Annotated in this window: 21 protein-coding genes; 12 read left to right on the top strand and 9 right to left on the bottom strand. The window is 67.9% G+C overall.

The window, feature by feature from the left end:
* Positions 1 to 6 precede the first annotated feature (6 nt).
* The 5 genes from RM532_RS00790 to RM532_RS00770 all read left to right on the top strand — a co-directional run bounded on the left by RM532_RS00790 (position 7) and on the right by RM532_RS00770 (position 4,630).
* The gene (locus RM532_RS00790; RefSeq protein WP_311651193.1) at positions 7 to 759 is read left to right on the top strand and encodes a hypothetical protein; all 753 of its coding nucleotides are present in this window, start codon (positions 7 to 9) and stop codon (positions 757 to 759) included.
* 131 nt (positions 760 to 890) lie between these two features.
* Complete coding sequence (locus RM532_RS00785) at positions 891 to 2,063, top strand: Re/Si-specific NAD(P)(+) transhydrogenase subunit alpha (RefSeq protein WP_311651192.1); 1,173 nt, start codon at positions 891 to 893, stop codon at positions 2,061 to 2,063.
* Between the two features lie 70 nt (positions 2,064 to 2,133).
* Positions 2,134 to 2,418, top strand: a complete 285-nt coding sequence (locus RM532_RS00780) for an NAD(P) transhydrogenase subunit alpha part 2 (RefSeq protein ID WP_311651191.1) — start codon at positions 2,134 to 2,136, stop codon at positions 2,416 to 2,418.
* A 56-nt stretch (positions 2,419 to 2,474) separates the two neighbouring features.
* Complete coding sequence (locus RM532_RS00775) at positions 2,475 to 3,872, top strand: NAD(P)(+) transhydrogenase (Re/Si-specific) subunit beta (RefSeq protein ID WP_311651190.1); 1,398 nt, start codon at positions 2,475 to 2,477, stop codon at positions 3,870 to 3,872.
* A 167-nt stretch (positions 3,873 to 4,039) separates the two neighbouring features.
* On the top strand, positions 4,040 to 4,630 hold the full coding sequence (locus tag RM532_RS00770) for an NUDIX hydrolase (protein ID WP_311651189.1): 591 nt from the start codon (positions 4,040 to 4,042) through the stop codon (positions 4,628 to 4,630).
* Here RM532_RS00770 and RM532_RS00765 read toward each other — a convergent pair.
* Entirely contained in the window at positions 4,627 to 5,223 is a 597-nt protein-coding gene (locus RM532_RS00765) for a Yip1 family protein (protein ID WP_311651188.1), read from the bottom strand. The genes RM532_RS00770 and RM532_RS00765 overlap by 4 nt on opposite strands.
* 54 nt (positions 5,224 to 5,277) lie before the next feature.
* Entirely contained in the window at positions 5,278 to 6,075 is a 798-nt protein-coding gene (locus RM532_RS00760) for a hypothetical protein (protein ID WP_311651187.1), read from the bottom strand.
* Positions 6,076 to 6,535: 460 nt separating this feature from the next.
* On the opposite strand from RM532_RS00760, the gene RM532_RS00755 reads away from it, so the two are divergent.
* From RM532_RS00755 to RM532_RS00740, 4 genes are all read left to right on the top strand, one after another.
* Complete coding sequence (locus RM532_RS00755; protein ID WP_311651186.1) at positions 6,536 to 8,722, top strand: primosomal protein N'; 2,187 nt, start codon at positions 6,536 to 6,538, stop codon at positions 8,720 to 8,722.
* Positions 8,719 to 9,555: a class I SAM-dependent methyltransferase gene (locus RM532_RS00750; protein ID WP_311651185.1), complete on the top strand. Its 837-nt coding sequence runs from the start codon at positions 8,719 to 8,721 to the stop codon at positions 9,553 to 9,555. Before RM532_RS00755 ends, RM532_RS00750 begins: the two co-directional genes overlap by 4 nt.
* Before the next feature lie 63 nt (positions 9,556 to 9,618).
* Positions 9,619 to 11,361: an arginine--tRNA ligase gene (gene argS / locus RM532_RS00745; RefSeq protein ID WP_311651184.1), complete on the top strand. Its 1,743-nt coding sequence runs from the start codon at positions 9,619 to 9,621 to the stop codon at positions 11,359 to 11,361.
* Positions 11,361 to 12,002, top strand: a complete 642-nt coding sequence (locus RM532_RS00740; protein ID WP_311651183.1) for an SPOR domain-containing protein — start codon at positions 11,361 to 11,363, stop codon at positions 12,000 to 12,002. The genes argS and RM532_RS00740 overlap by 1 nt, the downstream gene beginning before the upstream one ends.
* A 15-nt stretch (positions 12,003 to 12,017) precedes the next feature.
* On the opposite strand, the gene RM532_RS00735 is transcribed toward RM532_RS00740, so the two are convergent.
* Together RM532_RS00735 and uvrD are read right to left on the bottom strand one after the other, a co-directional pair.
* Entirely contained in the window at positions 12,018 to 13,076 is a 1,059-nt protein-coding gene (locus RM532_RS00735) for a transporter substrate-binding domain-containing protein (protein WP_311651182.1), read from the bottom strand.
* Between the two features lie 81 nt (positions 13,077 to 13,157).
* On the bottom strand, positions 13,158 to 15,323 hold the full coding sequence (gene uvrD, locus RM532_RS00730; RefSeq protein WP_311651181.1) for a DNA helicase II: 2,166 nt from the start codon (positions 15,321 to 15,323) through the stop codon (positions 13,158 to 13,160).
* A 161-nt stretch (positions 15,324 to 15,484) separates the two neighbouring features.
* Here uvrD and RM532_RS00725 point away from each other — a divergent pair, with 161 nt between their 5' ends.
* Positions 15,485 to 16,267: a M48 family metallopeptidase gene (locus tag RM532_RS00725; RefSeq protein WP_311651180.1), complete on the top strand. Its 783-nt coding sequence runs from the start codon at positions 15,485 to 15,487 to the stop codon at positions 16,265 to 16,267.
* 218 nt (positions 16,268 to 16,485) lie between these two features.
* Positions 16,486 to 16,758, top strand: coding sequence for an RNA recognition motif domain-containing protein (locus tag RM532_RS00720; RefSeq protein ID WP_349255241.1), 273 nt, complete (start codon positions 16,486 to 16,488; stop codon positions 16,756 to 16,758).
* Between the two features lie 130 nt (positions 16,759 to 16,888).
* Here RM532_RS00720 and RM532_RS00715 read toward each other — a convergent pair whose 3' ends face one another.
* Genes RM532_RS00715 through RM532_RS00700 form a run of 4 tightly spaced genes read right to left on the bottom strand, consistent with a single transcriptional unit; the run spans position 16,889 to position 22,111 of the window.
* Positions 16,889 to 18,322 carry an alkaline phosphatase D family protein gene (locus RM532_RS00715; protein WP_311651178.1) on the bottom strand — a complete coding sequence of 478 codons (1,434 nt, stop codon included), beginning with the start codon at positions 18,320 to 18,322 and terminating at the stop codon, positions 16,889 to 16,891.
* Complete coding sequence (locus RM532_RS00710; protein WP_311651177.1) at positions 18,300 to 19,712, bottom strand: alkaline phosphatase PhoX; 1,413 nt, start codon at positions 19,710 to 19,712, stop codon at positions 18,300 to 18,302. Before RM532_RS00710 ends, RM532_RS00715 begins: the two co-directional genes overlap by 23 nt.
* Positions 19,713 to 19,765: 53 nt before the next feature.
* Positions 19,766 to 21,034, bottom strand: coding sequence for an amidohydrolase family protein (locus RM532_RS00705; RefSeq protein WP_311651176.1), 1,269 nt, complete (start codon positions 21,032 to 21,034; stop codon positions 19,766 to 19,768).
* A 45-nt stretch (positions 21,035 to 21,079) separates the two neighbouring features.
* The gene (locus RM532_RS00700; RefSeq protein WP_311651175.1) at positions 21,080 to 22,111 is read right to left on the bottom strand and encodes an ABC transporter ATP-binding protein; all 1,032 of its coding nucleotides are present in this window, start codon (positions 22,109 to 22,111) and stop codon (positions 21,080 to 21,082) included.
* Positions 22,112 to 22,190: 79 nt separating this feature from the next.
* Here RM532_RS00700 and RM532_RS00695 point away from each other — a divergent pair, with 79 nt between their 5' ends.
* Entirely contained in the window at positions 22,191 to 23,009 is an 819-nt protein-coding gene (locus tag RM532_RS00695; protein ID WP_311651174.1) for an endonuclease/exonuclease/phosphatase family protein, read from the top strand.
* On the opposite strand, the gene cls is transcribed toward RM532_RS00695, so the two are convergent.
* A complete protein-coding gene (gene cls / locus RM532_RS00690) occupies positions 22,993 to 24,438 on the bottom strand; it encodes a cardiolipin synthase (RefSeq protein ID WP_311651172.1) in 1,446 nt (481 codons plus the stop codon). The genes RM532_RS00695 and cls overlap by 17 nt on opposite strands.
* Positions 24,439 to 24,441: the final 3 nt, after the last annotated feature.

Here is a 24,441-nt window from a genome sequence, read left to right as displayed (position 1 = left end):
CCGCTCATGCCCGTTGCCCCGAAAGTCTATCTCACCGTGCTGCTGTCGCTGGCCGCGGGCGCGGCCGCCGCGGATGCCACGCTGATTTACGACGAGGGCGATGATCCGTTCAAGCTACGCGTGCGTGCCGGCGAAATCCGCATCGACGACGGCAGTGGCAGCTGGCAGCTCTACCGGCAGGCCGACAACGCCATCTATTCAGTGACCCCTGGCAAGGATCGCTACACCCGCATGGATGGCGACACCGCGGCCCGCATTCGCGAACGGATCCAGGCACTGCGCCAGCGGCTGGAGGACAAGCTGGCCGAATTGCCCGCGGAACAGCGCGAGATCGCCCGTGCCTCGCTGGCCGGGCAGGTACCGGGTTTCGGCGCTTCGCCGGACGTGGCGGTTGCCGCCACCGACGCCCGCGAGGAAGTGGCCGGCCGGGCCTGTGAGGTGTTCCAGGTGGAACGCGGTGGCAAGCCGCAGGAGCAGCTGTGCGTGGCCAGCCGCGATGCGCTGGGGATGACGCCGGCGGAGTTCGACACGGTGGCGGCGATGTTCGAACTGATGCAGACGCTGCTGGCCGGTACCGGCATGGAATATGTTGGTCTGCCATACCTGGAACTCGACGGTGTCCCGATCCGCTACCAGGACGGGCGCGAGGGCCGGCGCCGTACGCTTTCACGCGTGTCGCATGATGCCATCCCGGGTCTGATGTTCGAGATTCCGCCGCATTACGAGGCGGCCGCGCCGCATTTGGAAACCGGCCCGTGAGGGGCCACGATTACGTATCGGGCTCGCGTATCGGTTAGACTGCTAGAGTCTGGCGCTCGCCGGGGAGAAACCGTTCCGCCATGGAACAGTCGAGCGGGCAACAACCACTGAACAAGGTCTGGAACCAGAACATGAGCGTAAAAATCGCAGTGCCTAAAGAGGCGGCGAGCGGGGAGACCCGCGTCGCGATGGTGCCCAAGGTGGCGGACAAGCTGACCAAGCTGGGCGTCGAATTGCGGGTTCAGAAAGGCGCCGGCGATGGCTCGCGCATTCCCGACGATGCCTATGGCGAGAACACCAAGATCGCCGGCCGCGCGGCCGACATCTACGGCGCCGACGTGGTGCTGGCGGTCAATTCACCGTCGCCTACCAACCTGGCCAAGATGAAGAAGGGCTCGGTGCTGCTCAGTTTCGTGCAGGCGCATCAGAACGCGGACGCCGTGGAGGCCATGTGCAAGGCCGGCGTGACCTGCTTCGCGATGGAGCTGGTGCCGCGCATCACTCGCGCCCAGAGCATGGACGCGCTGTCCTCGCAGGCCTCGGCGGCCGGTTACAAGGCCGCGCTGATGGCGGCGAGCAATCTCGAGCGCTTCCTGCCCATGCTCACCACCGCCGCCGGCACAATCCGCCCGGCCAAGGTGCTGGTGATCGGCGCCGGCGTGGCCGGCCTGCAGGCCATCGCCACCGCCAAGCGGCTGGGCGCCAAGGTCGAGGCCTATGACGTGCGCACCGACACCAAGGAACAGGTCGAGTCGCTGGGTGCCGAGTTCCTGGTGGCCGAGGGCGTCAAGGCCGAGGCCGAGGGCGGTTACGCCCGCGAACTGACCGATGACGAGAAGGCCAAGCAGCAGGAAATGCTGACCAAGCACGTGGGCCAGGCGGATGCGGTGATCACCACCGCCGCCGTGCCCGGTCGGCCGGCGCCCAAGATCATCTCCAAGGCGATGGTCGACGGCATGAAGGCCGGCTCGGTGCTGGTCGATCTGGGTGCCGCCGGCGGCGGCAACTGCGAGCTGACCAAGCCCGGCGAGACGGTCAAGCACGGGTCGGTCACCATTCTCGGTCCGACCAACATGGCCGGCGAACTGGCCGAACACGCCAGCGAGATGTATGCGCAGAACCTGTTCAACTTCCTCAGCCTGATCCTGATCGAGGAAGACGACGAGGGCGAGGACGACACGTCCAAGGGCCCGAAGCCGCGCAAGCTGGCGATCAACTGGGACGACGAGGTACTCGCCAAGTCCGTGCTCACGCACGACGGCGAGATTGTGAACGAGGCCGCCAGGGAAGCGCTCAAGAAATAGGCATCGGCGATGCCGGGCGCGGCCGTCGGCGGCGCCCCGCAACGTGCGACACGTCCAGGGAGACTGCTCAATGATTACCGGATTCGTTGCCCTCTACATCTTCATGCTCGCGGCCTTCACCGGCTACGAGATCATCGGCCGCGTGCCGGTGATTCTGCACACGCCGCTGATGTCGGGCTCCAACTTCGTGCACGGCATCGTGCTGGTGGGCGCGATGGTGGCGCTGGGCCACGCCCATGGTTTCTGGGAGACGCTGATCGGCTTTGTCGGCGTGGTGCTGGCGGCGGGTAACGCCGTGGGCGGCTACGTCGTGACCGAGCGCATGCTGGAAATGTTCAAGTCCTCCAAGGACTAGGGCCGGCGACCACCGCCGATCACGCGCCACCGAGCTCTGAATAAAGGTCAACCGCTATGGATTTCTGGTCATTCACCGTCGAGGCGAGCTACTTCATTGCCGCCGTCCTGTTCATCATGGGCCTCAAGCGCATGGGCTCGCCCAAGACCGCCCGCGGGGGCATTGTCTGGGCGGGTGTCGGCATGGTCCTGGCCACCGTGGTCACGCTATGGCATCCGGCGATGGAAGCCGGGGTCGGCCGCTATTTCCTGATTCTGCTGGCCATCGGCATCGGCGGCATCGGTGCCTGGATCTCCGGCAAGCGGGTGCAGATGACCGCCATGCCGCAGATGGTGGCGCTGTACAACGGTATGGGTGGTGGTGCCGCCGCCGCGATTGCGCTGGTGGAAATGTATTCCGGCGCGGCCTGGACCCATGGCACCACGGTGCTCATTCTCGCGGTGGCCGGCGCCATCATCGGCGCGGTCTCCTTCTCCGGCAGTCTGGTGGCCTGGGCCAAGCTGGAAGGCGTGCAGAAGAAAACCATTCGCCTGCCGCAGCAGCATCTGCTCAACGGCGGCGTGGCCCTGGCGACCGTGGGGCTCGGCGTGATGATCGTGATGGCGGAGACCAGTGCTCCCCTGCTGGTCACCCTGCTGCTGGTTACCACGCTGGCGCTGGGCCTGCTCATCACCAACCCGATCGGCGGCGCCGACATGCCGGTGGTGATTTCGCTCTACAACGCGCTGACCGGCCTGGCCGTGGCCTTCGAGGGCTTCGTGCTCGGCAATGCCGCCATGATCATCGCCGGCACCGTGGTCGGTTCGGCGGGCACGCTGCTGACCTTCCTGATGGCCAACGCCATGAACCGGTCGATCACCAACGTGCTGTTCGCCGGCTTCGGCGTGGATGATGGCGCCGAGGCGGAAGGCCCCGAGGGCGAGATGAAATCGGTCGAGGCGTTCGACGCGTCCGCCAGCTTCGCCTACTCCGATTCCCTGATTATCGTGCCCGGTTACGGCCTGGCCGTGGCCCAGGCCCAGCACAAGCTGTGGGAATTCGTGCAGATGCTGCAGAAGGAACACGGCGTGGACGTCAAGTTCGCCATCCATCCGGTGGCGGGCCGTATGCCGGGCCACATGAACGTGCTGCTGGCCGAGGCCGGCGTGCCCTACGACATGATCTATGACCTTGAGGACATCAACGCCGAGTTTCCGACGGCTGACGCGGCCCTGGTGATCGGTGCCAACGACGTGGTCAACCCGGCGGCGCGCACCGACGAATCCAGCCCCATCTACGGCATGCCGATTCTCGATGTGGACAAGGCCCGCGAGGTGTACGTGATCAAGCGCGGCAAGGGTACGGGCTTCTCCGGGGTGCAGAACGCGCTGTTCTTCGGCGACAACACCCGCATGATCTTCGGCGACGCCAAGCAGGTCTGCAGCGACCTGGCCGGCGGGCTCAAGCAGCTCTGATCGGTTGCCATCGTGCGTGAGCAAAAGGCCGCCTTGTGGGGCGGCCTTTTTTGTTGGGACGATCTGGTGCCCGATGGTTTAAGGCCGGATCAAACCGATCCTGTCGCCCGGGCCCCTGTAGGGCGGGCTTCGGCCCGCCGCAACCGGTTGTTGGCCATCCCGCCTGCATGAACGACCTACCCGCGCTCGAATCCGCCCTGCAGCACCATCGCCCGCTGCGCCTGCCCGCGCGCCGGCGTTTCATCCGGGCGGCCGTGGCGGTGGTGATCGCTCCCGGCCCGGACGGCCCGGAAGTGCTGCTGACACGCCGGGCCCGGCGGACGGGTGATCCCTGGTCCGGCGATGTCTGCCTCCCCGGCGGGCGACTATCGACCGGCGATGCCGGCGGTGGCGCCGCCGCCTGCCGCGAGGCACTCGAGGAAACCGGCCTTGTGTTGACCGAAGCGAATCGCATCGGCCGGCTTCACGACCGGATGACCCGCGCCCACAGCCGACCGCTGCCGATGGTGGTGTCGCCGTTCGTCTACCGCTACCCCGAACAGGCCGGCGATCTGGATGGCAACCATGAAGTGGCAGAGATTTTCTGGCTGCCGCTTTCGGTAGTCGCCGGGCGCGAACACCGGCGCACCTTCCACTGGCGGGTCGGCCCGCTGCGCCTGCCCATGCCCAGCCGTGTCCATCAGGGTCAGACCGTCTGGGGCCTGACCCTGATGATGCTCGGTGAACTGGCGCGGGTGGCCGGCCGAGCCGGGGTCTAGACGGCTGGCACCCCGCTGCCGGTGAGGAATAGCCCCGCCAGCGGGAAGCTGATGATGGCGTAGATCACGACCAGGATGATCAGGCCCACCACGAAATGGCCGACCCGCTTTTCCTGGGGCACGCCCACGAACCGGGGCAGGCAGCGATAGAGCAGAACCATCGAGTAGATGCTCAGCGCCAGGCCGATCAGCCAGCCGATCAGCGGCAGAGTGCCGATGATCTGGCCGGCGTAGCCGGGCACCGCGGCCAGGCTGACGGCGGCGAAGCCATTATCGAAGCTCTGGGTGCCCCCGAAGCTGCCGGCCAGCAGGCCGAACACGGCGCCGGAAATACCCAGGCCGATCAGGCCGAATATCAGGGTCACGAAGATCTGGGTGACGAACCCGCCGGCGCCCGGCAGCATGTTGGTGCCGAAGATCCAGCCCAGGATCGGTGCCAGCGTCGCGGTGATCACGATCATCGGGCCGGCCACCAGCACGGCGGTCTGCGTCCAGTCGGGGTTGTCGGCGCGGAAGCTGTCCCAGGTCGGTTCGGGATTCAGTGCCGCGCCCTTTAACAGGGCCTGGGTGCGTTCGAGGTCGAAATCCGCCATGTCGGTTCTCCGCTGCGGTTTGCGTTGTGCCTGGTGAGGTCGAGCGTATCAGCGTCAGTCGAAGATGCTGAATGCCTTGTCCAGTACCTTGTCCACCGCGTTGTCGACGGCGTTATTGGTTTCACTCTCGGTACGCGACTCGGTGCGCTGCTGCTGACGATCGGCCTGTTTGCCGAACATTTCGCCCAGCGCGCCCATGCCCGGCACTTCGGTCGGCTCCGCGGGAAGAGCGAAGCGGTCGGCTGCCGGATCAGCATCGGACAGGGCGGTAACCCGCATCTGCGACCCCATACGCAGCATGCCCTTGCCATCCAGCTGCTGGGCCAGCGGATCATTCTGTGCCGGCTGGCCGGCGGCCTTGGCCATGGCCTGCCCCATGACTGTCAGCGCGCGCGAAAACTCCACCGCCCGCGGATCCTCACTGACCACGATCTCGTCGGTACGCGTCTGACCGTCCGCATCGGCATACGTCATCATCCAGACGTCGCCCTGGACGCCAGCCACGGTCTCCGTCCGACCCGTCTTTTCCAGTTTACTGATACCCGCGACGTCGGCGCCGGGCGTGGCCGGTGCGGGCATGCCGCTACCCAGCAGCTTGTCCAGCCGCATGACCATGGCCTGCCCGTTCTGCTGGCTGACGCTGTAAACCGCGTCGCCGTCCACCAGCATGTACCCGCCCTGTTGCTGGGGCACGCTCATGCGCAGCTGGTTGTCGCCGCGATACTCGAAATCCATGTTCATGCTCTTGCCACTGTCATCCGTGGCCTGCACGGTTGCCTTGCCGGCCTGCGCCGCCCACGGCGCGGTGGCCAGAACTAGCGCAACCAGCGCGCCGGTTGTCTTATGGTTCATGATTGTCTCCCTGAAAGAATCCGGTAAGCGTGCCCCCGTTACCCGCTGCACGGTCGAGCCGTTGTTGCGGGTGTCACCTCAAGCGGTAACCACGCTTATATCACGCTCCGATGATGCCCGGAACCGCCCCGATTCAGGGGGCGATGGGGCGCCGGCACCAAGTTGATCGGCACGATCTACCGTTCGATTTTTTTCTCCGCGCAACCAAGGGTTTATCGTCGCCCGGTCAGAGTTATGCACATTTCCAGTGCGGTGGCAGGTTTAGGGCCCTCAAGGCAGTGCAGTCGTCGGAATTCTATTGGAGGCTTTTATCTATATGATTTAAAAAGAAAAAATATAAATAGCCTTTCTATATCGCCGCAATAGAAAAAGATAGGTTCCGCAAATCGCGCGATGCGTCCGCCGTTTGTCCCCAAAGTTATCCACAACCGTTGGCCCGGGCCTGGTCTACACTTGGCTCATGTCCGGCGTCATCCGTGTGGCCGTGCCCACCCCGGTGCACGGCGCTTTCGATTATCTGCCTCCCGCGAGCGGGCCGTCACCGGTCATCGGGGGCCGGGTGCGCGTGAGTTTCGGCCGTCGGAGGTTGATCGGGCTGGTCGTCGGTACCGCTGCGAAGGCGGCGGTGGACACGGCGCGACTGCGCCCTATTGACGAGGTCATAGACGACACGCCGCTGCTCGGCCCGGATCTGCGCGACCTGCTCGAGTGGACCGCCCGCTACTACCACCATGCGCTGGGCGAAACCGTGACAACCGCCCTACCGGTTCTGTTGCGTCGCGGCGAGCCCGCGCGGCGCCCGGCCGCTATCCACTGGCGTCTCTCAGGTGAAGGCCGACGGGTTCTCACCGACGCACCGCCACGGGCGGCGCGCCAGCGTCAGTTGCTGGAACAGCTTGCGGCGGCGCCGGATGGGTATCCCGAATCCGCATTGCGCAGCCTGCTGCCCCGGGCAACCCCCGTTCTGGCGCGCCTGACCGAACAGGGGCTGATCGAGCATTGTGACCCCCCGGCGCAGCCGCCCGAGCCCCGTCCCGGCCCGCCGTTGACGACGGACCAGGCCTGCGCGCTCGACACCATCAACGCCGACCCCGGAGGTTTCGCCGTCACCCTGCTGCAGGGCGTGACCGGCAGCGGCAAGACCGAGGTCTACCTGCAGTTGCTGCAGGCGACGCTGCAGCAAGGGCGACAGGCACTGGTGCTGGTGCCGGAAATCGGGCTCACGCCCCAGCTGGTGGCCCGCTTCGGCGACCGCGTGGGCGGCCGGCTGATCGTGCTGCATTCGGGCATGACCGCGGTGCAGCGGCTCGAGGGCTGGCTGGCGGCCCGGGCCGGCGGACCGGCGATCGTGCTCGGCACCCGCTCGGCGGTATTCACGCCGCTGCCGGATCTGGGGCTGATCGTCATCGACGAGGAGCACGACGCCTCGTTCAAGCAGCAGGATGGCCTGCGTTACTCGGCCCGGGACGTGGCGATCCGCCGGGCGCAGCAGCTGGACGTGCCGATCCTGCTGGGCTCGGCTACCCCGGCGCTGGAAACCCTGCACAACGCCCTGGCCGGACGCTATCGGCATGCCCGCCTGGCCACGCGCGCCACTGGGGCATCGGCGCCGGCGATCCAGTTGCTGGACGTGCGCAGCCGGCCGCTGGAGGAGGGGCTATCGCGACCGCTGCTGGCGCGCGTTCACGAGCATGTCGAGGCCGGCGGCCAGGCGTTGCTGTTCGTCAATCGTCGCGGGTTCGCCCCGGCCATGATCTGCCATGACTGCGGCTGGATCGCCCCCTGCCGGCGCTGCGATACCGGCATGACCTTGCACCGGGGCGGCCGGCATCTGCGCTGTCACCACTGCGGCGCGGCCCGCCCGGCGCCGCCGCAGTGCGAGGGCTGCGGCGGCGAAACGCTGATCGCCGTGGGCGAGGGGACCGAGCGGGTGGCCGCCGCCCTGCGATCGCGATTGCCCGCTGCCCGGATCGCCCGCTTCGACCGCGACACCACCGCCCGCCGGGGCAGTCTGGAACGCATGCTCGCCAGCGTTGCCGCCGGCACCACCGACGTGCTGGTGGGCACCCAGATGCTGGCCAAGGGCCATGATTTTCCGGCCCTGACATTTGTCGGCGTGATCAACGCCGATCACGGCCTTTTTTCCGCCGATTTCCGCGCGTTCGAGCGCATGGCGCAACTGGTGACCCAGGTCGCCGGCCGTGCCGGCCGCGGCGAGCGCCCGGGCGAGGTGCTGCTCCAGACCCGCCATCCCGATCACCCGCTGCTGGGCACGCTGGTGCGATCCGGGTATGACGCCTTCGCCAACGCAGCCCTGGCCGAGCGCGAGTCCGCCGGATTGCCGCCCTACGGCCATCTCGCCCTGGTGCAGGCCGAGGCCCCCGATGCCGACGCGCCTACCCGCTTTCTTGCCGCGGCCGCCGGTCTGGCCTCGTCCTCGGCTGAAGAAGCGGTGGCGATCTGGGGCCCGGCGCCGGCGCCGCTGGAACGCCGCGCCGGCCGTTTCCGGGCGCACCTGCTGATTCACGCCGCCAGCCGGGCACCGCTGCACCGCTTCCTGCGGGCCTGGCTGCCGGCGGCCGGCGGTCTGCGCGAGGCCCGTCGGGTACGCTGGTCGGTAGACGTCGACCCGCAGGAACTGATTTGACTGGCAACCCGCGCATCGCCCCCACCGCCCACGTGACCGCCCAGACCTGGCGGCGTGCCGGCTTTCCCGGCGCCGAGGCCTTCGATACCTGGACCGGTCGCGTCGGGTATGACGCCTTGCGGCTCGGGCTGATGCCGATGCGCTGGCTGGGCCAGCCGGCGGGGCATTTTCTGGCCTTCCTGCGGCTGCGGCATCACTGGATCGGCCAGCGCATCCGCCAGCAGTCGCCGGATCTGCTGTTCGACGTGGGCGCCGGCCTGTCGGCCCGCGGGCTGACGCTGGCCCGGGCCTTTCCGGCCATGCGGGTGGTGGAGGCCGACCTGCCGGGCATGGTGGTGGCCAAGCGTCGCCGGCTGGCGGGGCTCGACTTGCCCGCCAACTACCGGTTGGTCCCGGCCGATCTGCTGGCCGACGACTTCGGCGACAGCCTGCGGACCGCCGCCGGCCATGCGCGCGGCACCGCGATGGCGATCACCGAGGGGGTGACCGATTACCTCGGCTTTGCCGACAAGCCGCGGGCCTGGGCCAATCTCCACGTGTTGCTGAGCGGCTTCGGCGGCGGCACCTATCTCACCGACATCAACCCGCGGGCCCGCGCCCGCTCCCTGGGCCTGGCGGTGCCGCTATTCCTGCGGATGCTGGGTCAGCTCACCGGCGGGGATTTCGGCGACCGGTTGTTCGAGCACGAGCAGGACGCTGCGGCCGCGCTGGAACAGGCCGGTTTCACGGATGCGCAGGTGGTGGATGTGGCGGCGCTGGATAACGGCGGCCTGCCGGTACCGGAGACCGGCCGGTTCTTCGAGTTGCTGGAAGCCCGCGCCACCAACGGTTAACAGCCCCACGGCCACCCGTTACACTTACGCGCCCCTTGCGCACCCCCCGGTTGGCCCGACACCTTGAAGACCCTGATCCAGCAGATGCTCGCCGAGGCGGCCGCCCGCGCCTTGCCCGACGTGACCACGCCCGACGCGCCGCACGTCGAGCGCACTCGCGACCCCGCCCACGGCGATTTCGCCAGCAACCTTGCCATGACGCTGGCCAAACCGGCCCGCCGGGCGCCGCGCCAGATTGCCGAGGCCATCGTGGCGGCGTTGCCAGCGTCGGACCGGATCGCCGGCGTCGAGATCGCCGGTCCGGGCTTTATCAATTTCCGTCTGGCGCCGGCGGCCTTCCGTCAGGTGGTGCCGGATATTCTGACGGCCGGGGCCGACTATGGCCGGAGCCGCAGCGGCGCCGGCAGCCGGGTGATGGTCGAGTTCGTGTCGGCCAATCCGACCGGGCCGCTGCACGTGGGCCACGGCCGCGGCGCGGCTTACGGCGATTGCGTGGCCCGGTTGCTGACCGCGGTCGGATTCGACGTGCACCGCGAGTACTACGTCAACGACGCCGGCCGCCAGATGGACATCCTGGCGATGTCGCTGTGGTGCCGGTACCTGCAGTATCGCGGTGAGGAGCTGCCCTTCCCGGCCGGCGCCTACCAGGGGGATTACGTGCAGACCGCGGCCGAGCAGCTGGCCGCCGAGCAGGGGGATGCGTTTCGCCATGCGGTGGGCGAGGTACTCGCTGACCTGCCGCCGGACGTCGATGCCGGCGGGGATCGGGATGCCTATCTGGATGCCATCATCACCCGCGCCCGCGAGCTGGTGGGCGAGGATGGTTTCCGCCAGCTTCTGGCGGTGATCCTGGATGAGCAGCTGGCTGACATTGCCGATGATTTGGCAGCCTTCGGAGTGTCTTTCGACCGCTGGTTTTCGGAACGCTCGCTGGTGGATGACGGTGCGGTGGCCAGCGCGCTCGAGCGTCTGCGCGTGGCCGGTCATACCTACGACGAAGAAGGCGCCACCTGGTTCGCCTCCTCCCGCTTCGGCGACGAAAAGGATCGGGTGCTGGTACGCGCCAGTGGCACCCATACCTATTTCGCTGCCGACATCGCCTATCACCTGAACAAGCTGGATCGCGGCTTTGACCGGCTGGTCGATATCTGGGGCGCCGACCATCACGGTTACGTGCCGCGGGTGCAGGCGGCCGTCCAGGCGCTGACCGGGGAAGCCGACCGGCTGGCGGTGCAGCTGGTGCAGTTCGCCATCCTCTATCGCGGCGCGGAGAAGCTGCCCATGTCCACCCGCGCCGGTCAGTACGTGACCCTGCGGGAGCTGCGCGACGAGGTCGGCGTGGATGCCACCCGTTACTTCTATGTCATGCGCTCCAACGAGCAGCATCTGGATTTCGACCTGGAACTGGCCAAGTCGCAGTCCAACGACAACCCGGTCTACTACATTCAGTATGCCCATGCCCGGGTCTGCAGCGTGATGCGCCAGCTTGCGGATCGCGGTGAGCAATTCGAACCGGACACCGCCGATCTTGCCCGGTTGGAAGCGGATCATGAGCAGCGGTTGCTCACCGAGCTGTCGCGGTTCCCGGAAGTGGTGGAAGCGGCTGCGCTGGGTTACGCGCCGCATACGCTGGCCCACTTCCTGCGCGAGGTTGCCGATGCCTTCCACAGCTACTACAACGCCCACCCGTTCCTGGTCGAGGACGCGGCCCTGCGCAACGCCCGGCTGGCGCTGGTCCAGGCCACCCGTCAGGTGCTGGCCAACGGCCTCGCGCTGCTCGGGGTGAACAGTCCGGAGGTGATGTAATGGCGCGGGACTACGCGAAAACCCGCAGCAGCAAGGGCGGCAGCAAACCCCGCAGACGGCCGGCGGCCAAGCGCAAGCGCACCAGCCGTGCCGCCGGCATTCCCGGGTGGGTGTGGCTGTTCTGCGGGTTGTGCATCGGCCTGACCGCGGCCGCGGGGATTTATGTGTTCGGCCGGCCCGCGGGCAGCAGCGGTCTGAAGGTGGCCGGCATCGAGATTCCCGCCGCTGGCAGCGCCGGTCAGGCCGACGAGCCGACGTCAGCCGATGAACCGGCGAAGGAGCAGTCTCCGCGTTTCGCGTTCTACGAAATGCTGCCCAACTACGAGGTGGTGATTCCCGAGGAGGAATACACCGGTGGTGACACTGAGCGCAGCCAGACCACTACCCGCAAGGTGGAGCAGCCCGGCCGCTACATCATTCAGGTGGGTTCCTTCTCCAATCACGACGACGCCGACCGCCGCAAGGCGGGACTGGCTCTGCTGGGCATCGAATCGACCATCGAGGAGGTGCGGCTGGAATCAGGTCGCACGGTCTACCGCGTCCGCACGCAGACGCTGGACGGTGCGGAGCGGCTCAACGCCACCCTGCGCAAGCTCGACGAGAAGGGCATCGATACCCTGGTGATGCGGGTCAAGGGTTAAGGCGCCGCCGGATTCCTATGGCTCGCCGGCACCGAGATACGACCGTACGGTTCTGGCCCATGCCGGCTGGTTTACGATCTCCAGGATGCGCTGGTTGAGCCGTTCCCGCAGCGGGCTGTCCTGGGTCACGGCCAGCGCGTATTCCTGGCGCTCGAAGCGCAGCGGCAGCACCGTGGTGCGCCGCGGGTACTCGTTGTTGGCCACGTACTGCAGGATGGGGGCGTCGTAGACCACCGCCTCGGTGCGCTCCGCGGCCAGTTCCGCCAGGCCGCTGTCGATGTCATCCGTCGGGTAGTAACCGATGCCGCGGGCGTCCAGCGCCGCGGCGCTGGAGGTGCCGGCCACCGTGGTCACCGCCATCCGGCGCAGATCGTCCACGTTGTCGATACGGGTGGCAAGCTGGCCAACCGTCAGCGAAGTCGCGATGGCCGCGGTGAACCCTGAAATCAGGATGATGGCGGCGAACATCCAGACCAGCCCGACGACGCGCCCGGCCAGCGTACGCGGGGACTTGTCGCCATAGCCGACGGTAGTCATGGTGACCGCTGCCCACCACAGGCCGTTGCCCAGGCCCCGGGCGGGGCTGCCGCCGAATTCATCCGGGTTGGCGCGACGTTCGGCCAGCCAGACCACCAGGCCCACCGCCAGCAGCAGCGCGAGCAGGCCAAGCACCGCCATCAGGAATTCGATCGAGACGAATCGCTTGATCGCACCCCAGGCGCCGGCACTGTCCGGCTGCACCGCGACTGCCAGGCCGGTGGTGTGGAACGGATGGGTGAAATCGATCACTTGCTCGCGCGTGGCAGTCATGGTCAGTGCGCCCACGGCCACGTCCAGCGAGCCGTTCTGCAGTCCGGTCAGCAGCCCGTCGATGTCCGTACGCTGGTACTCGAAGGTCAGCCCCAGTTCCCCCGCCAGCCGTTCCCACAGATCGATGCTGATACCGCCCAGCTCACCGGATTTGGTCTCGACCACGAAGGGCGGCGCAATCTTGGTGCCCACGGTCAGGGTCTGCGCGGTGGCGGTGGTGGCCAGTAATAAAAGTGGTGCGAGCAGCGCAAAGCGGCGCAGCATGTGGTTCCCCCAAACGGTGCGTCGCATCAACCTAGCAGATGGGGCCGCCCCTGCGTGTTCCGCCGCCCCCCTGATTCGCGGCTAAAGCGGCTGCAGATTCGCGTACCCTGCCATCAGCCACTTGCTGCCGGCGCCGTCGAAGTTGACCTGCACCCGGGCGCGGGCGCCCTCGCCCTCGAACGACAGCACCACGCCCTCGCCGAATTTCTTGTGCGCTACCCGCTGACCGAGGTTGAGGCCGTCCGGGCCGGCGCCAGTGTCGATCAGGCCGCGTCTGCCGTCGAACATCGGCCGGCTGACCTGGGCCTGGGGCCGTATCTCGCGCAGGAACTCGGCGGGAATCTCGCGCAGGAAGCGTGACGGCGCGCACAGGTTCTCGCTGCCGTGCAGCCGGCGCAGTTCCGCGTGCGACAGATGCAGGCGCTGCATCGCCCGGGTCATGCCGACGTAGGCCAGCCGCCGTTCCTCTTCCAGACCGTCGGGGTCCTCCACCGAGCGCTGGTGCGGGAACAGGCCCTCCTCGAGCCCCACCAGGAACACTTGGGGGAATTCCAGCCCCTTGGCGGCGTGCAGGGTCATCAGCTGCACGCAGTCGTCCCATTCGCCGGCCTGGTTCTCGCCGGCCTCCAGCGCCGCATGCGCCAGGAACTGGGTGAGCGCATCGCCGGGTTCGGTTTCGTCAGCCACGAAGCCGCGGGCGGCGGATACCAGCTCGTCGAGGTTCTCGACCCGGGCCTCGCCCTTTTCGGACTTGTCCTTGCCGTGGTGGGCCTTCAGGCCGCTCCGATCGATCACCACCTCGGTCATCTCTCGTAGATCGAGGTCGGTCACTTCGGTATCGAGTTCATCGATAAGGGTCAGGAACGCGCGCACCGCATTGGCAGCACGGCCCGTCAGGCCCTCACGGGATAGTGCGTCGGCCGCCTGCCAGAGGCTCATCGCCTCGGCCCGGGCATGGGTGCGGATCTTGTCGACGGTGGAGGCCCCGATGCCGCGCGTCGGGGTGTTGACGATGCGCTCGAAGGCGGCATCGTCGGCCCGGGCCATGATCAGGCGCAGATAGGCCATCGCGTCCTTGATCTCGGCCCGCTCGAAGAACTTCTGGCCGCCGTAGATGCGGTAGGGAATCTCGGCGCGGATGAGCTGCTCCTCCAGCACCCGCGACTGGGCGTTGGAGCGATACAGGATGGCCACCTCGGACCGGGCGCCGCCATCGTCCAGCCAGCCGCGGATGCGGGTGACCACGTGCTGGGCCTCGTCGATCTCGTTGAAGGCGGCGTAGACGTCGATCGGCTCGCCCTCGACGCCGTCGGTCCACAGTTCCTTGCCCAGCCGGCCGGTGTTGTGGCGGATCAGGCCGTTGGCGGCGGACAGGATGGTCGACGTGGAGCGGTAGTTCTGCTCCAGCCGGATGGTCTGCGTATCCGGATAGTCGTCGGCGAAACGCACGATGTTGTCGGCGCGGGCGCCGCGCCAGGAGTAGATCGACTGGTCGTCGTCGCCGACCACGAACACCTTCGCCTGGTCCCCGGCCAGCACCCGGATCCAGGCATACTGCAGGGTGTTGGTGTCCTGGAACTCGTCCACCAGCAGATGGCGGAAGCGCTTGCGGTAGTGGGCCTGCAGTTCCCTGTCGTCGCGCACCAGCTCGTGAGCCCGCAGCAGCAGTTCGGCGAAGTCCACCAGCCCGGCGGATTCGCGCGCGCTTTCGTAGGCGGTGTAGACGCGGATCATCTGCGCCCGGGCAAAATCCCCGGTGTCGGCGAGATGCTGCGGCCGCCGTCCCTCCTCCTTGCAGCCGTTGATGAAGCCCTGCATTTGCCTGGGTGGCCAGCGGGCCTCGTCCAGTTCCAGATTCTTGAGTGTGCGCCGTACCAACCGGTACTGGTCGTCGCTGTCGATGATCTGGAAGGTCTGCGGCAGTTTGGCCTCGCGCCAGTGCAGGCGCAGCAGGCGGTGGGCGATGCCGTGGAAGGTGCCCACCCACATTGTCGAGGCTGGCACCCGCACCAGCCGCTCGATGCGGCTGCGCATCTCGTGCGCGGCCTTGTTGGTGAAGGTCACCGCCAGAATCGACTGCGGCGAGACGCCCTCCACCTCAATCAGCCAGGCCACCCGGTGGGTGAGCACCCGGGTCTTGCCGGAGCCGGCTCCGGCAAGCACCAGCCGGTGGCCGGGCGGGGCGCCTACGGCTTCGCGCTGGGCGTCATTGAGTCCGTCGAGTATGTGGGAGATGTCATCGCTCATGGGCCGCGATTGTAACGCCACGGCGGCGACCCGCCGCAGCGGTGGTCGTCATCGGGGTTGTTCAGACACGGTTCATCCCAATGCCTTAAGCTCCCGGAGTGAACGCGACATGCGTCAAGGACTCCAACTTCAACCGATCGCAATCGGCTTAGGACTGAATCATGCAGATGCGCAACCCGATCGTGGTGCTGCTCACGGCGCTGGTGACCGTGGCCTGTGCCACCTCACCCACTGGCCGGCCCCAACTGAAACTGTTCCCCTCCTCGGATCTGGCCGAGATGGGCGCGGCGAGTTACCAGCAGATCAAGGAAGAAACGCCGATCGAGCAATCCAGCCGGGTCAACGGTTACGTCCAGTGCGTGGCCGACGCCATCACCCAGCAGACGGGCGGCACCTGGGAAGTCACCGTTTTCGCCGACGACCAGGCCAACGCGTTCGCCCTGCCCGGCGGCAAGATCGGCGTCTATACAGGATTGCTCGATGTCAGCCGCAATCAGGACCAGCTAGCTACCGTGATCGGCCATGAGGTGGCCCACGTGCTGGCCGATCACGGCAACGAGCGGGTTTCCAGCCAGTTCGCCACCCAGAGCGCGCTGCAACTGGCGGGTGCCATCGCGGGCGGTCAGGGCGGCATGGGTCAGGCGGCCATGGCCGCGCTCGGCCTCGGTGCCCAGGTAGGCGTGCTGCTGCCCTTTTCCCGGGCCCAGGAGAGCGAGGCCGACGTGGTGGGGCTGGAACTCATGGCCAGGGCCGGGTTCAATCCGCAGGCTTCGGTGCAGCTGTGGCAGAACATGGCCCAGGGTAGTGGCGGCTCGCCGCCCGAATTCCTGTCTACCCACCCGGGTCACGACAGTCGTATCAGCAAGCTGAATGAAAACATTCCCCAGGCCATGCCGCTTTACGAGCAGGCCCGAAATGCCGGCCGGCGACCCAACTGCGGCTGATCTCGTGGCGACCGGCTGTGGGTAATGGCACCGGTTATCGCCGGCGTTGCCGGAGAGCCGCCCAAAGATCATTTTGCGGTCATATTGCTTGACGGAAAAAAGCGCTACACTCGAAGCGTCGGCATAACAAGCCGGCCCCTGGGGGATGGGTTCGTGCCATTGCCGTGCCCCGGTGGACGACGTAGGGCAATGGCGCCGCGATTCGGGATTCTGCTGTGATTAACATCTATGTGGGCAATCTGCCCTGGGGCTCAAGCGAAGATGACTTGCGCGCCGCATTCGAAGCTTATGGCGAGGTCAGCTCCGCCAAGATCATTACCGACCGCGAAAGCGGCCGTTCGCGCGGGTTCGGCTTCGTCGAGATGCCGGATAAGGGGTCGGCCGAAGCCGCGATCCAGGCGCTGAACGAAACCGATTTCCAGGGCCGGAACCTGCGGGTCAACGAAGCACGGCCCCGCGAAGACCGGCCACGCGGCCCCCGCCAGTTCTGACGCTGCCCGTACCGGCTGGCGCCTGAGCGCCTGCCGGTACGCCACCGTCGGTTCCGGGTCGCGATTGCGCGGGCGTTGCGCCGTCCGCGGCAGTGGACTATTCGGTCCGGAAACGGCCGATTCAATGGCCTCAGGCGGTGGCCAAGCGATTGGTCCCGTGCTCGGTGTGTATGGTCGCACCCAGGCGCTCGCCGCTCGCGAGCCCGAGAATGTCGTCGACATACCACCACTGCGCTTCCACCCGTTGTGCGTCCACATCCACGATCACGTAGCCGTGCTCGGCGAGATCGACATAGCGGATGTGCGGGTTGTTGACCCGGATCAGCTGACGCGCCGGCTGCAGTTGCGGCAGCCCCGGCGAGGTGATCGAAGGCACTACGAACTCCACCCCGACGGGCGGTCCACCGAACAGGTCTCCCGTGATCGGAAACGGGTCCGGCTGCAGATCCATCGCCCAGGAGGTGTGGATGTCGCCGGTCAGCACCACCACGTTGCCGGTTTCCGCGAACAACTCGAACAGCCGCTGGCGGGCGGCGCGGTAACCGTCCCACTGATCCGGGTTGAGCAGCACCCCACCGGTGCCCACCAGCGGCACCTGGCCGAGCAGGCGGTCGAGCTCGGGCAGTGGCAGCTGCATCAGCTCCGGCAGACCGGCCAGCCGCAGCTGCCCCATCATCACCTGCTGCCCCAGCAGCCGCCAGCGGGTGCGTGAATCCTGAAGACCGGCACGCAGCCAGTCGAACTGCGCATCGTCCAGCAGTTGCCGCGCCGGATCATTGATGTCGCCGGCATCAGCCTGGCCGACGGGTTCGCTACGGGCCAGCAGCCGGGTTTCCAGCATCGACAGTCCCACCAGATCGCCGAAGCGGAACCGGCGATAGGCCACGCGGCGGTCGGCGGGGTCTGTTACCCGGATCGGCATCCACTCGTAGTAGTCTTGCAGACCGGCGTCGCGGCGCAACGGCCAGTCGCCCTCGGTGGCCGGATCGTTGCCGTACTCGTAGATGTAATCGCCGAAGTGGACCACCGCGTTCAGATCGTCGCGCTCGGCGATGCGCCGGTAGGCGCTGAAAAAGCCGTGGGGCAGGCTGGCGCAGGAAACCGCGGCTAGCCGCACCCCTTCGGTGTCGCCCACCGGGAGCGTGCGCGTGCGTCCGGTCGCCGACCGGGTGCCGGCGGCCAAGAAGCGGTAGTAGTAGACCGTGTCCGGCGTCAGGCCCGTCGCGTCCATCTTCACGGTATGATCCCGCGCCGGCTCGGCGATGGCGCTGCCTTCGGCGACGACGGCGTCGAAGTCCACATCGGTCGCGATCTGCCAGTCGACCGGCATCGGCCCGTAATCCACCGGAGTGACGTGGGTCCACGGAATCACCCGATCCGCCAGCGGGTCGGCGCTGGCTACCCCGTGGGAAAACATCGCCCCCGAGCCCGGCGCCTGCCCGCCGTCACCGCCGCAGGCGATCAGCCAGGGCGTCACCGCCAGCGCGCCGGCGGCACCGCGCAACAGATCGCGACGGGAAACGCCCGGTCGTTGCTGCGGCTTACCCATTAATGATGGGGCCATCGAAGAAGGGACCGGTGATCTCGTAGGTCAGCCCACGGCCGCCGGGGCCCGGAATCGGTAGGCCGCTGTCGCTGGGTGCCGGCCCCCGCTGGCTGTTGAAGTAGAGCCGGGTGCCGTCGGGAGAGAACGCGGGGCCGGTGACTTCCGACCCGGCCTGATCCACCACCATGACCAGCGGTACCAGCTGGCGTTCGGGGGTGATTGCCACGATCTGCATGTCGCCGCCGTCCTCGGCCACCAGTACGTCGCCGCCGGCCGACACCGCCACGTTGTCGACCCCGGTGAGCACGGCGTCGGCGAACAGGTCGTCGTCGTAGATGATCTCGATGGTTTGTTCGGCCGTGTCCAGGGCCCAGACCCGGTTGTCGCCCTTGGTGGTGAAGTAGACGATGCCGTCGTGCCAGGCGATGCCCTCGCCGCCGTCGAACACGGAGCTGTTGGCCACCTGTCGGCGGGTGGGTGTGCCGATCAGTTCCAGAACCGGCTCGGTGAGGTCGCCCACCAGCGGAATCTCGGCGAGCACGCCGTTCAGTTCGTTGGTCAGCGCCAGCGTCGGATTGGGGTCGGGCACCTCGTGCCAGATCACCTGTCGCCGGGTGGCCGGGTCGTTACCCAGCACCTCGGCGATCTCTAGCAACCCGCTGGACAGATCGGGGTAGTTGTCCGGTGTAAAACGGTAGAAGCCGCCGTCCGACTCGTCCTCGGTGAGGTAGGCCTGCTGACGAACGGGGTCGATGGCAGCGGCTTCATGGGCGAAGGTGCCCATCGCCGGGCGCTGATTGCTCAGCCGGGCGGCCGAGGACTGGCCGCCGGGATCGCATTCATAGACGAACCCCGCCTCGTATTCCTCGCAGGTCAGCCAGGTACCCCAGGGCGTCGGACCGCCGGCGCAGTTCAGCAGAGTGCCGCGCTGGATCTGATAGGCATCGATCACGTTGCCGGCGGCGTCGAAACGCAGAGCCCCGACGCCGCCGGGCAGGAACTCGCTGTTGCAGACGTATACCCAGCCGCCGTCCGGCTGCTCGAACGTGGCGCCGCCGTCCGGAAACGTGTGCCAGCGATAGCCCGAGCCGCCTGTAGGGTCCTCGTCGGCCCGCGCGATGACACGCGACGAAAAGCCCATCGGCAGCCGCAGGCTGTTGGTGTCCGGCGCCTGCAGCGCACCCACATTGGCGATGTTGCTGGCCGGCCGGGCCGGGCGGATGGTGCCGCCACCGCCGCCTGAACTGTTCGAACCGCCCGGGCCGATGGTCGGGCCGCCGCCACTGCCGCCCCCGCAGGCCGACAGCACTGGGCCCACGGCCAGGACACCGGCGCTGCTGAGGCCGCCGAGCAGCAGCCGGCGGCGTACCGGATCGACCGGACGGGGAAAATTCGGATTGATGGGCATGACCGGCGGGACCGTTCCACGGAATAACGGCCTGCGGTTATATCGCCCGCCTGTTACCTGGAGGTGACGGCCTCGTTGTCAGTGTCGGTGAATACGGCTGTGGATAGGCCCAGGTCGGTGTGCGGCAATCGAAGCTGACGTTTGAGCACGAAGTCGAACAGCAGCGGATTCAGGTCGTAGAGTTCATGCAGCGACGCTGTGGCCTCGTCCGGCAGGTATCCTGCGTCGCGCAGCCCGTCCAGGTCGGTGGCCACGGCCATGGCCGGCAGCGGGTAGACGCTGGCATAGCCGAGTCGGTCGTGCAGGTCCGGGGCCTGTAGCAGGCGGGACAGGGCCTCGTGTGAATGTTGACGCGTGGCCACCCCGCCGATCACCGCACTCAGCTGGTCCTCGAGATCGGGCTCCCGCAACATGCGCAACACCAGCTCGGTACCGGGGACCGTTCTGCCTTCGGCCATTGGATCAGGGTAACGGCTGTCCGCCCCGCCCAGCACCAGGGTCACCTCGACCCCGGCCGCCAGCGCCGGGCGCAGCCGTTCGGGGTTGCCCAGCGCGGCCTTACCCAGGCCCAGCCCGGGGCCGCCGCCCACCTGTACCACCAGCCCCATGTCCTGCTCGGCCATCGCCGCGTAGAAATCCTGTCGGACGTCGGCCGGATCGATGCCCTGCAGGGCTGGCATCCAGGCGATGCGGGTGATGCCCCGGCCGGCCCAGCGGTTGATCTCGGCCAGCGCATGGGGGCGATCGGGGTGGATCGACACCGCCGCCCGCAGGTGATCCGGATAACGCTCGGCCAGCGCCGCCACCCGCTCGTTGTCGACGTAGGCCAGGGTCCGCTCGGGTTGCGGCTGGCCATCGCGGTCGAAACGCTGATCGAGCCCGACGATCTGCAGTTGATGCGGGTGCGGGAGGCTCCGGACTTGGCGCATCAGACGGGCCGGATAGCGTTCGTCCAGATGCGAACGGTCGCGCACGCCGCCGGCGCCGAGCAGCAGCCGCAGCGCGACGTAATGGCGGAACGGCCAGAAGTCGCCCGCGGCCGGGTTGAGGAAGCTGGCATTGCCGTTGTCGGCGTCGCCACGGGACAGCACGTGTACCCAGTGGTCGACCACGTGCGGCGTGTCGCCCAGCCCGTCATAGCTGGCCTCCACCAGCGCCCGGGTGGTTGGCGTCAGCAGCCATTCGGCGTCCTCCGGGGCATGGGCGAATGCCCCGCCCAGCGAGGTCAGCCAGCGGTCGCCGGCCAGCAGCAGGCCGGCCGCCAGCAGCAACAGCAGCACGAGGGCCGAGCCGAGTCGGCGCAGGCGGGGTGGTCGGGACATGCCCGGACTATAGCGCGGGCCGCCCTGGCGGGACGACCGCGCGGATCAACTCGCGCGGGCCAGTTCGTCCGCGTAGTGGCAGGCTACCTCGCCGCGGCCGTCACTGCGCGGACGGCGTTCCGGCACGGTCTCGGCGCAGTCCCGCTGCACCCATGGACAGCGGGTGCGGAACACGCAGCCGGAGGGCGGATCGGCCGGCGATGGCAGATCGCCCTCCAGCAGGATGCGCTTGCGGGTGCGTTCGAAATCCGGGTCCGGCCGCGGCACGGCGGAGATCAGTGCCCGGGTATAGGGGTGGTGCGGGCGGTCGAACAGGGTGTCCGGATCGGCGGCCTCCATGGCCTGGCCCAGGTACATCACCAGCACCTCGTCGCTGATCTGGCGCACCACCGCCAGATCGTGGGCGATGAACAGCATGGCGATGTTGAATTCGTCCTGTAGTGCCTGCAGCAGGTCCAGGATCTGGGCCTGAATGGACACATCCAGCGCCGACACCGGCTCGTCGCAGACCAGCAGCCTGGGCTGCACCACCAGTGCCCGGGCGATGCCGATTCGCTGGCACTGGCCGCCGGAGAATTCGTGCGGATAGCGATTCACCATGTGGCCGGACAGCCCCACCCGCTCGAGCATGGCGGTCACCCGGTCCCAGCGCTCGGCGCGGGACAGTCCGGGAAACAGGTGGCGCAGTGGCTCGGCCACTACTTCACCGATGGTCATGCGGGGGTTGAGGCTGGCCAGCGGGTCCTGGAACACCATCTGCACATCGCGGCGCAGGCGCCGCCAGCCGGCCTGATTCAGGTCGGTGACATCCCGGCCTTCGAATGTCAGACGACCCGAGGTGATCGGCTGCAGACCGGTTATGGCCCGCGCCAGAGTCGACTTGCCGCAGCCCGATTCACCCACCACCCCCAGCGTCCGCCCGGCGGCCAGGCTCAGGTCGATGCCGTTGACCGCCCGCAGGGCCGAGCCGGTCTGCCATGGCCAGCTGGTCGCCATGGGGAAATGCACATGCAGTTGTTCGACGGCCAGCAGGGGCGCGGGAATGTCGGCGGCCGGTTGTGGTCCAAGAACGGTCATGATCCCAATGGTAACCTGTGATTCACCGTCATGACCGTGTAGGCATGCATCAGAGTTTCCCTCACCGGAGTGACCCGCCATGAGCCGCCCGCCCGGGGCCAGCCGTCACGCGGCCGAACTCGATCTGCTCAGTTTCAACATGCAGGTCGGGATCGGCACCAAACGCTATCGTGAGTATCTCACCCGGGGCTGGCGCCACCTGCTGCCCAGCCTCGAAGTGCAGGAAAACCTGGCCCGCATCGGGGACCTGGTGGCCGGTTACGACATCGTGGGGCTGCAGGAAATCGACGCCGGCAGTCGTCGCAGCGGCTATGAAAACCAGATGGAGTTGCTCGCCCGCCGGGGCGGTTTCAGTTACTGGCATTCGCTGGTGAACCGGAACCTGGGCCACGTCGCCCAGCACGGGCTGGGCCTGCTCGCCCGGGTGCGGCCGTTCGCGGTCAGCGAACATGCGCTGCCGGGCACGCTGCCCGGTCGTGGCGCGCTGCTGGCGCAGTTCGGCGATCCGGCATCCCCGCTGGCGGTCGTGGTGACGCATCTGGCCCTGACCCGCGGCAGCCGGGCCCAGCAACTGGTGGCCCTGCGGCGGCTGGTCGCCCCGTTCGAACATGTCGTGGTCATGGCCGACACCAACTGCAGTGCCGGCCATCTGCGGCGTGCGCCGGCACTGGCCGATGGCGCCCTGCGCGTGCATGGCGAGCGGCTTGTCACGTTCCCCAGCTGGCGGCCGCGTCGGGGTATCGACCACATCCTGACCAGTCCGGGGATGACAGTGACGCATGCCGAGGCGGTGGACGTGCGGCTGTCGGATCATCGGCCGGTCGCCATGCGCGTGGCGCTGCCGCCTGACGTGGCGGCGGGGCTGGCGCGCCCGGAAGCGGTCACAGATACGGCGTGAACAGCCAGGCCACCGCGTCGCGCAGCCGCACCGGCAGCGAGCGCTGGTCGAAATCTGCGGCAGTGTAGCGGCGCGAGGCCTCGATGCGCGCCGCCAGGTGATCGGCCAGTTCGGCCACGAAACCGCGGTCGTATACCTCCACCTGCATCTCGAAATTCAGCCGCAGGCTGCGCGGGTCGAGGTTGGCCGAGCCGATCAGCGCGTAACTGTCATCCACCACGAACAGTTTGCTGTGAACGAACGGCGCCGGTTGGTAGTAGATCTTCACCCCGCGCACCAGCAGCTCCCGCAAGCCGTGGCGCGAGGCCCAGTGTACGTAGGGCAGGTTGTTGGCTGCCGGCAGCACGATGGACACGTCGAGCCCCCGCAGTGCGGCTGCCTGCAGCGCCGAGATCAGGCCCGCCGAGGGGAGGAAGTAGGGGGTCATGATCAGCACCCGCTCGCGGGCAGCGGCCACCGCCGCGCTCAGCAACAGGGCCACCCGGTCGGGGTCCTCGGTGGGGCCGTCGTCGATCACCCGGCAGGTGGCCGAACCCTGTGCCGCCGCCGAGTCGCCGGCCGCCGTGCGCTCGCCGGTCACGAATGCCCAGTCGGCCAGGAACACGGTTTCCATCTGGTGCACCACCGGCCCGGCCAGGGCGAAATGCATATCGTCCACCCGCCGCGGTCGGCGCGCCGAGCCGACATGGCGGTCGCCGATGTTCATGCCGCCGGTGAAACCCCGGACGCCGTCCACCACCAGAATCTTGCGGTGATTGCGCAGATTGATACGCAGCGACGGCGGCAGCAGGCTCGGTGCCAGGAAGCGGGCCACGCTCACGCCCTGGCGCCGCAGCAGGCCGCCGGCCCGGCGGCGCGGCCAGGCGTAGTACTCGCCGAACCCGTCCAGCATCACTCGCACGTCCACCCCGCGTGCGGCCGCCCGGGCCAGTGCGGCGACGAACTGTCGCCCGGTGGCGTCGGTCTCGAAGATATAGGTGGCCAGATAGACGTAGGCCCGGGCTTGGTCGATGGCCTCCAGCATGGCCGGGTAGGCCTGGTCGCCGTGGTGAAGCACCTGCAGTTCGTTGCCGGCCACCAGCGGCACCGCCGCCAGCTGGTCAGCCGCCGCCGCCAGTCCGGTTAGGGCCTCGGGCACTGCCGGCGCGCGGCGGGTGTGGCCGCTGTCCACCCCCGGGGCTCGCTGGCCGAGGGCATGGGTGGCCCGCTGGTCCAGCCGCTGGGCACGGATCTGCACCCGGTTGATGCCGAAAACGGCATAGAGAACCGGCCCGAACAGCGGGAACAGCAGGCATACGGCGATCCAGCCGAATGCCCCGCGGGAGTCCCGCTTGTGCAGCAGGATATGCACCACGGCCGCGGCCGCCGCAAGGGTGGCGGCCAGCGCCGGAATCAGGAACCGCAGCTGGGCCTGCCAGGCGAAGTCCATTCA

The organism is Spectribacter hydrogenoxidans (assembly GCF_031846275.1).
Lineage (GTDB): Bacteria > Pseudomonadota > Gammaproteobacteria > Nevskiales > Salinisphaeraceae > Spectribacter > Spectribacter hydrogenoxidans.
Note: the sequence above shows the minus strand (reverse complement) of the source record. Positions and strands in the feature narration are given on the sequence as shown.